Below are 15,542 nucleotides of genomic sequence, written 5' to 3' on the forward strand. Positions count from 1 at the left end.
CTGGGGCGAGAAGTGCCCCAGATAACTCATGATTAATACACGTCGTATCCAACCATATCCTCGTAAGTGTCCTCACGGCGAATCAATCGATCTTTACCTTTTTTATCAATCATAACAACGGCAGTACGCGGTCGATTGTTATATACTGTTTGACTTTCGATGGTATAAGCTCCTGCATCAAGGAATGCAATGATATCCCCAACTTGAGTGTCTTTTGGTAATAAGAACTCTTCACCTTTTACACCTACATGGAAATAGTCACCACCATCACATAAAGGTCCAGCAAGTTTAATGTATTGATCATGCTCTTCGGTAATTCTTGACGCATCATACACATAGAAGAACCAATCAAAATGCTGACTATCAGATAACACGCTATAACCTGCGTCAACAAATTTCCACTCAACATGTTCTTCAATGTTACCGTCTAAATCGTAATTTGTTTTACGTTTCTCACAAGCAACTTCGGTTAATAATACAGCAGCAGATCCTGTTACTTTACGACCTGGTTCAATACAGATTTCAACATCGGTACGCCATTTATGTACTTCTCTAATCACTGCATCAGCAAAATCTTGTGCAGTAATACCAGCATACATATTATCCTGTAATGGATTACCATTTTCTTCGTCATATTTATATGGAACTGGAATACCGCCACCAACGTTAATTAAATCCAATTTAATACCAAGGACTTCTTCTAAACGGCGTGACTCATCGACTAATACTTTCGTTGCTTTAGCAAATGGTTCTGATTCTGGTACTTGATCCCCTACGTGCATATGTAAACCACGTAAATGTACATAAGGCATTTCAAGAATACGACGACAGGTTTCTTCCGCTTGTTCTAAGTCAATACCTGATTTAGCATGATATGCCGTAACAAGTTCCGCATGAGTTGCTGATGGTACATTTGGTTCAACTCGCACACAAACATTCGCTACTTTCTTCAATCGACGTGAAATTTCATCAATGATATCGAGTTCATATAAGCTATCAACATTGATAATATAAAGATCATTTTGAATAGCAAATTCTAAATCAACCGGTTTTTTAACCACGCCATTGAAAACGATTTGACTACCTGGAAAACCGATCTCTAGACATTTACGCACTTCAAACATTGAATTTGCTTCAGCATAAATACCTGCATCTTTAATTGCTTTTAGCACACCCATTACAGAACATGTTTTTGACGCATAGAAAATCTTAGTATTTGGATGAGCTTTAAACGAATCTTTGATTTCTTGAATATTACGGTCAATTTCTTTTTCAGAAAATACGTAAAAAGGTGTTGGATATTTCTTTGCTAATTCTTCTAAATTTACGCCATCAAAACATAATTTACCGTTTTGAGCACTGAAACGACGATCTTTGGTTATAAGATCTGAGCGTAATTTGTTATAATTTGACATAATTTTGTCGGACATAAGACCTCCAGTTAATTAGTACATAAAAAGTACATAAGAAAACAAGCAAAATGGCTTTTCACTTGCAATGCAATCAGCATGCCAACTTATAAATCATTAAAAATCAATTTATTATAAAAATAATTACAAAAACAATATTGGTCATATTGTTTAAAACATGTTTTTATGACAAAAATTTGTCACAAATTTATTAATGGTTGAAAGGTATTTAAATTAACGTAAGCTAAACTTAGCTAATAAGCTAAATTAAAAAGGTACTAATATCATGACAATCGATCCTGAATTATTACAATCATTAGAAATATTCAAACATTTTTTTGATTTAATCCATCAGCCAATGGCTATTATCGATAAAGAAGGTAAATACATTTATTATAATCGGGAAAGTGCAGAACTTGATGGTTATCCTATGGAACAAGCCATTGGTAAACCAATGCTTAAAGTTTATCCTAATTTAAGAAAAGAAGATAGTACCATGTTACAAGCTTTACAACAAGGTAAGGAATATCAGGATAATTATCAAAGCTACTATAATCATGTAGGTAAACTTGTTGATTATATGCATACCACCGTACCGCTTTATAATAAACATAAAGATATTATTGGTGCGATCGAAATAGGACGAAATTTATCAACTGTTAGACAATTACAAGATCAAGTATTCAAACTTAATAGTAAGTTATACCAAAACAAAGACCAACCATTACCTGAAATTGTTTTTGTATCGCAGAAAATGCAAAAGGTTATTGATCAAACAAATATTTTAGGGGCGAATGATGTTCCAGTTTTAATTGTTGGTGAAACTGGAACGGGTAAAGAGCTTTTTGCTCATTTGATACATCAAACGAGTCACCGCCGTAATCACGCGTTTATTTCGTTAAATTGTAGTGCTTTACCAACCACATTGATTGAAAGTACCTTATTTGGGACAGTCAAAGGTGCATTTACTGGTGCTGAAAATCATCCTGGCTATTTAGAACTGGCTAATGGGGGCACACTATTTCTTGACGAACTTAATGCTATGCCACTTGATATGCAAAGCAAATTACTTAGATTTTTACAAGAAAAGACTTACTGGCCATTAGGTGGCAATAAAGAGCAACATGCCGATGTAAGAATTGTTGCCGCCATGAATGAATCGCCAGCAGAGTTATTAAAAACGGGGAAAATGCGAAGTGACCTATTTTATCGATTAAATGTAGGATTAATTAAACTCCCAGCACTTCGGGAAAGGAAAGAAGATATTCCTGTATTAGCTCGATACTTTATTGATAAACATAAAACAGATGTAAATGTTGTGATAACAGGTATTAGTGAACACGCATTACAACAACTCATGTCTGCTCCTTGGCCGGGAAATGTAAGAATGCTTGAAAATGCAATCGTACGTAGTATAGTCTTACAAAATGAACCGGGAGAATTGCAACAAATTATCCTTGACGACGAACTATTTGACATTCACAGCCCTTACCCAGAAAATCAATCTGAAACTAAATTTGAAAAACCAAGTACAAGCATAGTTGCAAGCAATAACAACTTAACCGAACAAGTTGAAAATTATGAAAAACAACTTATTATTGATGCATTAAATCAAGCAAACGGTAAAATTATTGCTGCTGCAAAATTATTAAATATTTCACGGACTACATTACAATATAAGGTAAAAAAATACCATATTCAAATGGGAGTAATAGATAACTAGTCTCTGTTAATCAAAGGCTTGTGCGCAGGCAAATGCACTGCTCCAGGCCCATTGAAAATTATAACCGCCTAACCAACCAGCTACATCAACAACTTCACCAATAAAATAGAGATTCGGATGTGATTTAACCGCCATCGTTTTTGAAGATAACGCATCGGTACTGACTCCTCCTAATGTCACTTCAGCTGTTCGATATCCTTCCGTACCATTTGGCGTTATATACCATTGAGTCAATGTATTATAAAGGTCTTGTTGCTGCTTCGGGTTAAGTTGCTTAACCGTTATGTCAGTTATCAATTTCAATTGTATTAATGCCTCAATCAGCCTTTTAGGTAAAATCTGTGATAAACAATTTTTTAGGGTTTGATTGCGATTTTGTTCAAGTAATGGTTTAAATGTTGATTCAAATGACCCATCTGGCAATAAGTTAATAATGATTGGCTCCCCGGCTTGCCAATAACTAGAAATTTGTAAAATTGCGGGTCCTGATAATCCACGATGGGTGAATAATAAGTTTTCTTTAAAACGGATTCGTTCATTAGATACTTCAACCGGAACAGCAATTCCTGATAACGTGGATAATACTTCTAACAACGGTTTATGTAACGTAAATGGCACCAGTCCCGCTTTTACTGGTACAACAGGGATAGCTAATTTTTCAGCTATTTTGTATCCGATAGAGGTCATGCCAAGTGCTGGCATCGACTGTCCGCCCGTTGCCACAATTAATTGTTCAGTTTCAATACAACCTTGTGAAGTATATAACTTAAATCCTTTATCTACAGACTCAACTTCTTCTAATTGTGTTTGTAGCATAAATTTAACTTGTCCTTTTTGACACTCTTGTGCAAGCATATCGACAATATCTTGAGCTGAATTATCACAAAATAACTGACCATGATCTTTTTCATGATAAGCAATCTTATATTCATTAACTAATTGAATAAAATCCCATTGGGAGAATCGTTTTAAAGCAGATTTACAAAAATGCGGATTTTGAGAAATATAATTACTTGCTTCAACAGTGAGATTAGTAAAATTACATTTACCACCACCAGACATTAATATTTTACGGCCAATTTTTTTACCATTATCAATTATAGTGACATCATAGCCTCTTTGTCCTAATAATCCCGCACAAAACAGCCCTGCTGCTCCAGCACCTACAATTGTAATTTTCGTTTGCATATTTAATATACATTACTCAAAGAAAAAGATGACGTATTATAGCAGTATAAATCTTGCGATTCTAACTACCTCAATCTTGAAAAAATTGTGAAAACATTGTCTATTTTGATGCTCATAATTTCCTTTTTACAAACTTTTTTTGATCAAATATTAATTCTGATTATGAAAAAAACGATCGTTTACCAAGATTTTATCCTAATAAAAATTTAATTTTAATAAAAACAGATAATTAAAATCAGATATTAGCTTCATTAATAACTTTGATATAAGTTATTAGAAGATTGACTTATAAGTAATATTTATTTGACCAAAATACTATTTTTCTTTAATTTCTTAGTCATTATGGGATTAAAGCCTATTTTTTCTTAAATTATAAAAGCGATGAATTAGAGGCAATGATATGTTATATAACCAGCATCATGAAAAAGATAACTGCGGATTTGGTTTAATTGCTCATATTGAGGGGCAACCAAGTCATAAAGTGGTGCGTACTGCAATACACGGGCTTGCAAGAATGCAACACCGAGGAGCCATACTATCAGACGGTAAAACAGGTGATGGCTGTGGCCTTTTATTACAAAAACCCGACCGTTTTTTTAGACTAGTTGCACAAGAAGCTGGCTGGCGTTTAGCGACCAATTATGCTGTTGGTATGATATTTTTAAGTCAAGACGAAAAAGAAGCACAAGCTAGCCGTGATATTGTAGAAGAAGAACTTGCTAATGAAACTTTATCTATTTTAGGTTGGCGTGAAGTACCTATTGATAAAAGTGTTTTAGGCGAAATCGCCTTATCATCACTACCACAAATTGAACAAGTTTTTGTCAATGCCCCTGCTGGATGGACTAAAATTGATTTAGAGCGTCGTTTATATATGGTGCGTCGCCGTATTGAAAAACGAGTACAAGATGATACTTTTTATGTATGCAGTTTTTCAAATCAGGTTAATATCTATAAAGGCCTTTGCATGCCTAAAGATTTACCGCGATTTTATTTAGATTTAGCGGATCTGCGTATGGAAACAGCAATCTGTTTATTCCATCAACGCTTTTCAACCAATACGGTACCTCGTTGGCCGCTTGCCCAACCTTTTAGACATTTAGCCCATAATGGTGAAATTAATACTATTGAAGGTAATAGACAATGGGCAAAAGCACGTTCTTATAAATTTAAAACACCACTGATACCCGATCTACAAGATGCCGCACCTTTCGTAAATGTTACGGGTTCGGATTCAAGTTCATTAGATAATATGCTTGAACTATTTTTAGTGGGCGGTATGGATATAGTGCGTGCTATGCGCCTACTTGTGCCACCTGCATGGCAAAATAATCCTGACATGAACGAAGACCTACGTGCCTTTTTTGATTTTAATTCAATGCATATGGAACCATGGGATGGCCCAGCTGGTATTGTTATGTCTGATGGACGTTACGCAGCCTGTAATTTAGACCGTAATGGTTTGCGCCCTGCTCGTTATGTCATTACCACCGATAAACTCATTACCTGCGCATCAGAAATTGGTATTTGGGATTATCAACCTGACGAAGTTGTCGCTAAAGGACGCGTTGGTCCAGGCGAACTGATGGTAATTGATACTGAAGAAGGCCGTATTTTACAATCATCAGAAACTGATAACGATCTACAAAAACGTCATCCATATAAAGAATGGATGGCTAAAAACGTGAAACGACTTATTCCTCTTGAAGATTTACCCGATGAAAATATTGGTTCACGCACCTATGATGATGTATTACTTGCTACCTATCAAAAGCAATTTGGTTATAGTAGTGAAGAGCTAGAACAATGTATTCGAGTCTTAGGTGAAAACGGTCAAGAAGCCACCGGCTCGATGGGAGATGATACGCCATTTGCGGTACTATCAAGCAGACCACGCCTGATTTATGATTACTTCAGACAAAAATTTGCCCAAGTCACCAATCCTCCAATCGATCCATTGCGTGAAGCGCACGTAATGTCACTTTCTACCAGCATTGGACGTGAAATGAATGTTTTTGCTGAAGCAGAAGGACAAGCGCATCGTGTGGCATTTAAATATCCGGTTTTAGTTCATTCAGATCTTGAGCAGTTAATCGCCTTAGAATCTCGCTACTATAAATCTGAAAAACTTGATATGACTTATGATATTGACGGCAGTTTGCGTGATGCAATTGAACAGTTATGTGGTGATGCTGAAGCAAAAGTACGTAATGGTACAGTATTGCTAATTCTATCAGATAAAAATATCGCAGCTGATCGCTTACCTATTCCTGCACCTATGGCATTAGGTGCAGTACAGCAACGCTTAGTTGAAAAGAATTTACGTTGTGATGCAAATATTATTGTAGAAACAGGTAGTTGTCGTGACCCACATCAATTTGCCGTACTTATTGGTTTTGGTGCTACAGCCATTTATCCTTATTTAGCATACGAAACTTTAGCTAAAATGGTTGATAATGGCACTATTAATAAATCCTACCGCGAAGCTATTTTGAATTATCGTAATGGGATTAATAAAGGTTTATATAAAATCATGTCTAAAATGGGCATCTCAACCGTTGCCTCTTATCGATGTTCAAAACTATTTGAAGCAGTCGGATTACATAAAGATGTGGTTGATCTCTGCTTCCAAGGGGTCACTAGTCGTATCAGTGGCGCTAATTTTGATGATTTTGCTCAAGACCAATTTAATTTATCCAAAAGTGCTTGGTTACGTCGTAAACCATTAGATCAAGGCGGATTACTTAAATTTGTTTATGGTGGCGAATATCATGCTTATAATCCCGATGTTGTACAATCATTACAACTGGCTGTCAATAATGGCAACTATGAAGATTATAAACGTTATGCTGATATCGTTAATAATCGACCTGTTTCTACATTGCGTGATTTATTAAAACTTAATCCACCTGAAAATGGGGCTATTACACTTGATGAAGTTGAACCTGAAGAATCATTGTTTAAACGTTTCGACTCGGCAGCAATGTCAATTGGCGCACTTAGCCCAGAAGCGCATGAATCACTTGCAACAGCAATGAATACTTTAGGGGGTTATTCAAATTCTGGTGAGGGAGGTGAAGATCCTGCGCGCTATAACACCATCAAAGTTTCTCGAATTAAACAAGTTGCATCAGGTCGTTTTGGGGTAACACCGGGTTATTTAATGAGTGCAGATGTCATTCAAATTAAAGTGGCACAAGGCGCTAAACCAGGTGAAGGCGGTCAACTACCGGGCGATAAAGTCACACCTTATATTGCTAAATTACGTTTTTCAGTCCCTGGCGTAACCCTAATTTCGCCACCGCCTCATCACGACATTTACTCTATTGAAGATTTAGCTCAGCTAATTTTCGATTTAAAACAGATTAACCCAAATGCAATGATTTCAGTTAAATTGGTTTCAGAGCCAGGCGTAGGAACCATTGCGACTGGTGTGGCTAAAGCTTATGCCGATTTAATCACTATTTCAGGTTATGACGGCGGAACAGGAGCGAGTCCATTAACATCAGTTAAATATGCGGGTTCACCATGGGAGCTGGGACTTGTTGAAACCCAACAATCTTTAGTTGCAAACGGATTACGTCACAAAATACGTTTACAAGTTGATGGTGGATTAAAAACTGGTACAGATATTGTAAAAGCCGCTATTTTAGGTGCAGAAAGCTTTGGTTTTGGTACAGGACCAATGGTTGCCTTAGGTTGTAAATACTTGCGTATTTGTCATCTTAATAATTGTGCAACAGGTGTTGCTACCCAAGATGAAAAATTACGGAGTGAGCATTATCATGGTTTACCGGAAAAAGCCATGAATTATTTCCGCTTTATTGCACGTAATACCCGAGAAGTTATGGCTGAGCTCGGCGTAAGTCGTATTGTTGATTTAATCGGACGGACGGATCTTCTTTTAGAGCTGGACGGTATTACCGCTAAACAACAAAAACTGGATTTATCAAGTCTGCTCGAAACAGCGACACCACATGAAGGTAAACCTGTTTACTGCATTGAAGATAATAAACCATTTGATAAAGGTGTACTTAATAAAGAGATCATCACACAAACCCAACAGTTTGTTGATGCGCGCCAAAGTAAAAGTTTCTACTTTGATATTCAAAACACAGATCGTTCTGTGGGCACTAGTCTATCGGGCTATATTGCCAAAAAATATGGTGATCAAGGTTTAGTATCAGAACCAATCTCATTAAACTTTAATGGCACAGCCGGTCAAAGTTTTGGTGTATGGAATGCTGGTGGCGTAGATTTAACCCTAACAGGTGATGCCAACGACTATGTTGGGAAAGGCATGGCAGGCGGTCACATTGTTATTCGTCCACCTCAAGGCTCAGCGTTTTTAAGTCATGAAGCAACTATTGCCGGAAATACCTGTCTCTATGGCGCAACAGGAGGTAAATTATACGCAGCAGGTCGTGCTGGCGAACGTTTTGCTGTACGTAATTCTGGTGCCATTAGTGTGGTTGAGGGCATTGGTGATAACGGTTGTGAATATATGACTGGCGGTATTGTTTGTGTTTTAGGTAAAACCGGCGTTAACTTTGGTGCAGGAATGACGGGTGGCTTTGCTTATATCTTAGATATTGATGGTGATTTTGATAAACGCATAAATAAAGAATTAGTTGAAATGTTAAATGTTGCTGATTACCCAATTCATGAAGAACATCTTCGTGGCTTAATCATGGAACATGCTCAACTGACCAACTCATCTCGTGCGGAAGAAATCTTAGCTAATTGGCAAGAATTTGCTAAACAATTTGTATTAGTTAAACCAAAATCCAGCGATGTAAAAGCACTACTTGGGCATCGTAGTCGTTCATCAGCAGAACTACGCGTTCAGGCACAATAAGGAGAACACGAAATGAGTCAAAATGTTTATCAGTTTATCGATTTACAACGTGTTGATCCGCCTAAAAAATCGCTAAACATCCGTAAAATAGAATTTGTTGAAATTTATGAAGGCTTTTCAGCTTCGCAGTCTCAAGCGCAAGCTGATCGTTGCTTAGCATGTGGTAATCCATATTGTGAGTGGCGATGCCCTGTGCATAACTATATTCCTAATTGGCTAAAATTAGTTAACGAAGGCAAAATTTTAGAAGCGGTTGAACTATCTCACCAAACGAATAGTTTACCTGAAGTTTGTGGACGCGTTTGCCCACAAGACCGCCTTTGTGAAGGTTCTTGTACTCTTAATGCAGAATTTGGTGCAGTTACCATTGGTAATATTGAACGTTATATCACTGATGAAGCATTCAAAATGGGATGGAAACCGAATCTATCAAATGTCGAAAAAACTGGATTAAAAGTGGCGATTATTGGTGCTGGTCCAGCAGGTCTTGCTTGCGCTGATGTCTTAGTACGTAATGGGGTTACTCCGGTTGTTTTCGATCGTCATCCAGAAATTGGTGGGTTGTTAACGTTTGGTATTCCTGCTTTTAAATTAGATAAAGAAGTATTAATTAACCGCCGTCGTATTTTTACCGAAATGGGTGTTGAATTCAGATTGAACACCGAAGTTGGCAAAACGATACAACTGGCTGATTTACTCAATGAATTTGCAGCGGTCTTTATTGGCACAGGTACATATCAATCTATGCGTGCAGGGCTTGAAAATGAAGATGCAAATGGTGTCTATGATGCATTACCATTTTTGATTGCTAATACTAAGCATATTATGAAACATGAGCAAACACAAGATACACCATATGTTGACATGAAAAATAAACGTGTCGTCGTATTAGGTGGTGGTGATACCGCCATGGATTGTGTGCGAACCTCTATCCGTCAAGGTGCAACCGAAGTAACATGCGCTTATCGTCGTGATGAAGCCAATATGCCAGGCTCTAAACGTGAAGTTAAAAATGCCAAAGAAGAAGGCGTACAATTCCAATTTAATGTGCAACCGCTTAGCATTGAAATCAATAAAACAGGACAAGTGACAGGTGTAAAAATGGTAAGAACTGAGCTTGGTGAGCCCGATGCCAAAGGTCGTCGATCACCGGTGGTTATCGAAGGTTCTGAATTTGTTCTTCCTGCCGATGCTGTCGTTATGGCATTTGGATTTAAACCACATGCAATGCCGTGGCTAGCCGAGCATGGTGTTGATTTTGACGATAAAGGACGAATAATCGCACCTGAAATAAAAGGTTATCAAACAACCAATTCCAAAATCTTTGCGGGTGGCGATGCGGTTCGTGGCTCTGATTTAGTTGTAACGGCAATTAGCGAAGGCCGTAAGGCTGCAGCAGGTATCTTGGATTATTTAGAAGTATAATTGCTAGTTTTTTATCAAAAAATAAAACCCGCTTTATATAAGCGGGTTTTTAATTATAGATAAATTCATTTCAGCAATAGTCTATCCAATAATGAATAATGTAAAAAATTAAGCCAATTCTGCATCTACTATTGGTTGTTCATTTCCATATTCATCAATTAAAAAAATTGATACCCAATCAACACCATCGCAGAGTAGCTGTTACCACGTGATTTTACGCTCATCAATTAAGTTCACATTGCCATTTTCATCAAAGTCATAAAGTTCTTTCTCAGAATCATAGTCAATACTGTAGCCAAATGTTAATTTTATTTTTGACGCAGGCACATTAAGTTTTTCAAGTGTTCTATTGTTCTTCTCTTCATTAGAGTGATTATCACAAAACATTGCGTTATATCCATGCACCGTTTCATCAAATAGCAATATTTCTTCTTTACTATTAATGGATTTTGCCACAATTTTAATATTGGAAAAAGTTGGCTCTAAACCAGTAATATAGCCATTTTCTAATTCACCATAATAGTAAATTTCAAACCATTGTTCTTTATTGGATGATTGGATAAAAAAAGATGTTTCTCCGTCAAACTCATCTTCAATAATGTTTATAGCGTATTGTGTTAAATGGGATGGTATTTTCATGTTAATTCGTCTTATCTATGTAAACGATATGGTTCGTCCATCGCAACAAAAGATTGTTCTTGTAATGCATCATTTATCCAATCTTTAATGCCTTTGGTATTACAAATAGTATCAATATAGTTGTTAAGAATTGGGCTGGTTGCTATATGATAATTTTTTAATCTTAGGCATAAAGGGGCATAAAAGCCATCGGCTATACTAAAATCGCCAAACAAATAGTTACAATTTGTTTTTTTCGAGGTTAATAACGAGGATAGCAAATCATCTAAAAACATGATTTCTTTTTTTACCTCTAAATGGTCTCGTAATATTATTTGCCCTATTTGAGGAAACTCAGCTTCAATATTCATCGGCAAATAAGTTCGAATAGCTTGAAATCCAGAATGCATTTTAGCGACTAAACTTCGAGCAATTGCTCTTTTTTTGGGGTCAGCCGGCCATAAAGCTAGGTCGTGATGCTTTTCAGCCAAATATTCACAAATAGCTAAAGAGTCACTTATCACTAAATCTTCATCAATTAGGATAGGTACAGTGCCGTATTTTGAAACAGAGCACATTGTCCTTTTAAACAAAGAATCATCATTAAAACTATCAAATTTAACAAGCTTTTCGTTAAAAGGAATATCAAAATATTTCATCACAACCCAAGGACGCATAGACCATGTTGAGTAGTTTTTATTGCCAATATAAAGTGTATAATTCATATTCAACATCCCTTTTAACAAAATTAATTAAAATCGAAAAATTTGTTCGATAACCAACTTTTTTAAATAATATTTATTCCAAATGTTATTTATAAATAAACTAAATTGGTACCTTTTTCTGGTTGAAAAACAGCTTTTCCAAATTCATCCAGAAAATAAGCAATGTGATCCGATTTATCGCCTAATAAACGACCTTTAACTTTATTCCACGTTAATAATGCTATCGTTGAATCAGGTTCACAGCAAATTAACATAGGTTGTTGAAGTTCATCATTCCAATAGAACTGACCACCATATAATTTATGCGCAGTTAATAACAGATAACAGCCATATTCTTGCGATATCATATTCAGTTGTTCTTCTGGCAGACCGAAACTTTTATCAGCCATTTCGCCAATGATCATCTCAACGACGGTAATGCTTTTTTCGGAGTAATCGAGTTGATTAATACTCCAAGTTGGACTGTGTAAAATAGCATTTTGTGCCCATGCTTCGATTTCTTGATACAATTCATTTTTTTGTTCAGTCATTTTGATTCACTTTAAACGTTTATTATCTTGTTCTAACTGCTTAACACTTTGCCATGCATCTTCCATTTCTTCAAGTGTTGCATCGGGTAAAGCACGATCTTTTTGTTTGAGTATTGATTCTACTTGCTTAAAACGCCGTTCGAATTTTTTATTAGCTTGTTGTAAACAGAGTTCTGACTTTACCTTTAAATGTCTGGCTAAATTAACAGTAGCAAAAAACAGATCACCAAGCTCTTCTTCAATTTTTTGATGATCGCGTTCAGTTCGATTGAGCTCTTGCTCTACTTCGCCAATTTCTTCTTTTACTTTATCTAATACAGGTTGTAATTCATTCCAATCAAATCCAACTGATGCACAACGTTTTTGGATTTTTTCGGCTTTCATTAAAGCTGGGATAGAATTGGGTATATCATCTAATATTGAATATTGTGCTCGTTTATCACGTTCTTGTTGTTTTAATCGTTCCCAATTAGGTTTTTTTTCCGTTTTATCGGTAAAGATATGGGGATGACGACTGACTAACTTATCGGCAACCGCATTACAAATATCATCAAAATTGAACTCCCCTTGATCATTAGCTAAATCAGCGTAAAAAATGATTTGAAATAATAAGTCGCCCAATTCATTTTTTAGTTCTTGCATATTTTGATGATCAATGGCATCTAAGACTTCATAGGTTTCTTCTAAAGTATAACTTTTTAAAGATGCGAAAGTTTGTACTCTATCCCATTCACAACCATCAATAGGATCACGAAGTTGCTTAGTAATAGCTTGTAGGCGTTTTAGTCCATTCACGATACCGACACCTCTAGGATTTTAACAATGATCGCATATTGTAAAGCTTTTAAGTCAAAAGCGGTTATTATTTTACACTCGAATTAACACAAATTTTTAATATAACGAGTAAAAATTTTATCGAAAATTATAATAAAAAGTATAAATATTCTGTTATTGATAGAACTTCTAGTCGATAAAAGCGAATTAAGTATATAATAGCTTCTTATCAAATTAACCTAATGACATAATATGAATAATTTACGAGAACTTACATTAAGAGGCACTATTTTAGGTGCTTTTATAACTGTCATTTTTACTGCATCGAATGTCTATCTTGGCTTAAAAGTCGGATTAACATTCTCATCGGCTATACCTGCCGCAGTAATTTCAATGGCAATATTGAGGCTGTTTTCAGGATCGACAATCTTAGAAAATAATATGGTGCAAACCCAAGCTTCTGCTGCGGGCACATTATCTTCAATTATATTTGTTTTACCTGGCTTATTAATGATTGGGTATTGGCAAAGTTTTCCATTTTGGTTAACACTTGCAATTTGCGCCGCTGGTGGAATGCTAGGAGTGCTATTTTCAATCCCGTTGCGTCACGTTATGGTAGTCAAAAGTAATTTACCCTATCCAGAAGGTGTTGCTGCTGCCGAAATATTAAAAGCTGGCTCAAAGACTGAAGGAAATGACGCTAATGATGGACTAAAAGATATTTTATTTGGTGGTGTGGTAGCCTCCATTGTGAGTTTATTTACTAATGGTTTTAGAATTTTGTCAGACAGCACCGCTTATTGGTTTACTGCTGGTAAATCCATTTTTCAACTACCGATGGGCTTTTCGTTAGCGCTTTTGAGTGCTGGTTACTTGATAGGTATTATGTCAGGTATAGCGGTTTTAATTGGAACAATTATTGCTTGGCTATTTGGCATTCCAATTTTAAGTCTAATTAGTGATTATGATTCAAGTCAACCTTTATCACAAATTGCTATGGGATTTTGGGCTAAAGATATTCGCTTTATTGGTGCGGGTACTATTGCTATCGCAGCTATTTGGACACTACTTACTTTAATCAAACCAGTAATCGAAGGATTAAAAATTTCATTTAAAACCATGCGCTCTGATGTATCAGCGAGCGATATTGCCCCAACAGATCAAGACTTATCACCTAAAACGATATTCTTAATCATGGCAGGCATGTTGATGATTCTACTTATCACCTTTTATGCGTTTATTGCTGATAGTGGATTATCATTAGGCGTAGCATGGTCATTAGTCATATGTGCGGTTCTATTTGCATTTATTATGGGCTTTTTAGTAGCTGCTGCTTGTGGTTATATGGCAGGATTAGTTGGATCCTCCGCGAGCCCAATCTCAGGCATTGCGATTGTGGCTGCTATTGTTATTTCACTTATCTTACTTGGTTTAGGCGAAATCAATGGCATGTTGGACTCTATCGAAGGTACCAACTTTGCAACAGCTCTTGCACTATTTACCACCAGTGCTGTTTTAGCCGTGGCATGTATTTCTAATGATAACCTGCAAGATCTAAAAACCGGTTATTTAGTCCAAGCCACGCCATGGAAACAGCAAGTCGCATTATTAATCGGTTGTATTGTTGGCGCTATTGTCATTGCACCAATCTTAGAAATTTTATACAACGCTTATGGCTTCACTGGTGCGATTCCGCGTCCAGATATGGATCAATCACAAGTGTTAGCAGCGCCACAAGCAACTCTTATGACGACCATTGCTAAAGGTATTTTTTCACATAATCTTGATTGGACCATGATCTTAATCGGCTTAGTGGTTGGTGCTGTTATTATTATTATTGACTTAGTTTTAGCTGCTAATAACTCTAAATTTAGATTGCCTGCTCTTGCAGTTGGTTTAGGTATTTATCTACCGCCAAGCATTACTATGCCTATCTTCGTGGGAACAGTATTATCATGGATTATAAAACGTAACGCTTATGCAAAAGCAAGAACGCTTAAATTGAATCCAGAAGAAGAGTATAAAAAAGTCGATCGAAAAGCTGCATTAATTGCTTCAGGTCTGATTGTTGGTGAGAGCTTAGTCGGGGTAATTTTAGCTGTTGTAATTGTAATTAGCATTGCTAGTGGTGGTAGTGATGCTCCACTTGCCATACCAACTGATTTAGGGGTATTACCTCAATATCTAGGACTTTTGGTTTTCGTGACTATTTGTGTATTATTTATTCGTCGAGCATTATCAGTGCTTAAACGATAATTCTATTATGATGCCCTTTATCAGAATGAGATAAAG

Annotated in this window: 10 protein-coding genes; 4 read left to right on the top strand and 6 right to left on the bottom strand. The window is 36.3% G+C overall.

All coding sequences use genetic code 11. The features are described 5' to 3' along the window. Positions 1-32 precede the first annotated feature (32 nt). On the bottom strand, positions 33-1,430 hold the full coding sequence (lysA, locus tag H3S88_RS10365) for a diaminopimelate decarboxylase (protein WP_086326357.1): 1,398 nt from the start codon (positions 1,428-1,430) through the stop codon (positions 33-35). A gap of 262 nt (positions 1,431-1,692) precedes the next feature. Here lysA and H3S88_RS10370 point away from each other — a divergent pair, with 262 nt between their 5' ends. After that, the gene (locus H3S88_RS10370; RefSeq protein WP_086326356.1) at positions 1,693-3,132 is read left to right on the top strand and encodes a sigma 54-interacting transcriptional regulator; all 1,440 of its coding nucleotides are present in this window, start codon (positions 1,693-1,695) and stop codon (positions 3,130-3,132) included. Positions 3,133-3,138: 6 nt separating this feature from the next. On the opposite strand, the gene H3S88_RS10375 is transcribed toward H3S88_RS10370, so the two are convergent. Continuing rightward, on the bottom strand, positions 3,139-4,320 hold the full coding sequence (locus tag H3S88_RS10375) for an NAD(P)/FAD-dependent oxidoreductase (protein WP_198228672.1): 1,182 nt from the start codon (positions 4,318-4,320) through the stop codon (positions 3,139-3,141). A 400-nt stretch (positions 4,321-4,720) separates the two neighbouring features. On the opposite strand from H3S88_RS10375, the gene gltB reads away from it, so the two are divergent. Both gltB and H3S88_RS10385 read left to right on the top strand, forming a co-directional pair. Further along, positions 4,721-9,178, top strand: coding sequence for a glutamate synthase large subunit (gltB, locus tag H3S88_RS10380; protein ID WP_198228673.1), 4,458 nt, complete (start codon positions 4,721-4,723; stop codon positions 9,176-9,178). Between the two features lie 12 nt (positions 9,179-9,190). Continuing rightward, on the top strand, positions 9,191-10,603 hold the full coding sequence (locus tag H3S88_RS10385) for an FAD-dependent oxidoreductase (RefSeq protein ID WP_065738466.1): 1,413 nt from the start codon (positions 9,191-9,193) through the stop codon (positions 10,601-10,603). Between the two features lie 201 nt (positions 10,604-10,804). Here the strand turns inward: H3S88_RS10385 and H3S88_RS10390 are convergent, their stop codons facing one another. The 4 genes from H3S88_RS10390 to mazG form a co-directional block, all read right to left on the bottom strand. Further along, positions 10,805-11,242, bottom strand: coding sequence for a hypothetical protein (locus H3S88_RS10390; RefSeq protein ID WP_198228674.1), 438 nt, complete (start codon positions 11,240-11,242; stop codon positions 10,805-10,807). 11 nt (positions 11,243-11,253) lie between these two features. Further along, on the bottom strand, positions 11,254-11,946 hold the full coding sequence (locus H3S88_RS10395) for a glutathione S-transferase (protein ID WP_086326257.1): 693 nt from the start codon (positions 11,944-11,946) through the stop codon (positions 11,254-11,256). Positions 11,947-12,035: 89 nt separating this feature from the next. Further along, positions 12,036-12,476 (bottom strand): hypothetical protein, encoded by a 441-nt coding sequence (locus H3S88_RS10400; protein WP_086308743.1) that lies wholly within the window; start codon positions 12,474-12,476, stop codon positions 12,036-12,038. A gap of 6 nt (positions 12,477-12,482) precedes the next feature. Further along, entirely contained in the window at positions 12,483-13,271 is a 789-nt protein-coding gene (gene mazG / locus H3S88_RS10405; RefSeq protein ID WP_198228675.1) for a nucleoside triphosphate pyrophosphohydrolase, read from the bottom strand. A 231-nt stretch (positions 13,272-13,502) separates the two neighbouring features. On the opposite strand from mazG, the gene H3S88_RS10410 reads away from it, so the two are divergent. Beyond that, positions 13,503-15,506: an OPT family oligopeptide transporter gene (locus tag H3S88_RS10410; protein WP_198228676.1), complete on the top strand. Its 2,004-nt coding sequence runs from the start codon at positions 13,503-13,505 to the stop codon at positions 15,504-15,506. Positions 15,507-15,542 lie beyond the last annotated feature (36 nt).

This window comes from Gilliamella sp. B14448G11 (genome assembly GCF_016101765.1).
In the GTDB taxonomy this organism is placed as follows: Bacteria; Pseudomonadota; Gammaproteobacteria; order Enterobacterales; family Orbaceae; genus Gilliamella; species Gilliamella apicola_N.